1 pseudogene is annotated in these 356 nt (G+C 78.1%); it reads right to left on the reverse strand.

Going from position 1 to position 356, the window contains the following annotated elements:
* A pseudogene (locus PO768_RS28500) lies at positions 1-356 on the reverse strand (hypothetical protein); the annotation flags it as partial.

A 356-nucleotide genomic window follows, 5' to 3' on the forward strand; every position in this document is an offset into this window, starting at 1 on the left:
TGCGGCGCCCAGCGCGGCCCCTGGCCCGCGCGACCCGCGGTGAAAGCCGGCGCGCCTTGCTCTCCGGCCGCCAGCCAGACCAGCAGCGCACAGCCATGCGGCACGGCGGCTTCCAGATAGAGGCGGTGCCAGACGCAGGCCGGGTCGCCGCTGTCGATCAGACCGGCCGCGGCACGGGCGCGGACGCCGGGCAGCTGGGCCTGCTCGCTATTGGCCGCCAGGCCATAGCGTGCGCGGGTGATGCCCGCCACGCGGGCCACCGGCACGGGCCCGTCCCGGCCCGGGTAGTGCAGGCGAGAGCCGGGGCGCGCCGCGACAACGGGGCCGCCGGTCCAGCCGGCCAGCGGGTAGTAGCC

Origin of the sequence: Paucibacter sp. XJ19-41 (genome assembly GCF_028462495.1) — a bacterium.
Classification (GTDB): domain Bacteria; phylum Pseudomonadota; class Gammaproteobacteria; order Burkholderiales; family Burkholderiaceae_C; genus Roseateles_E.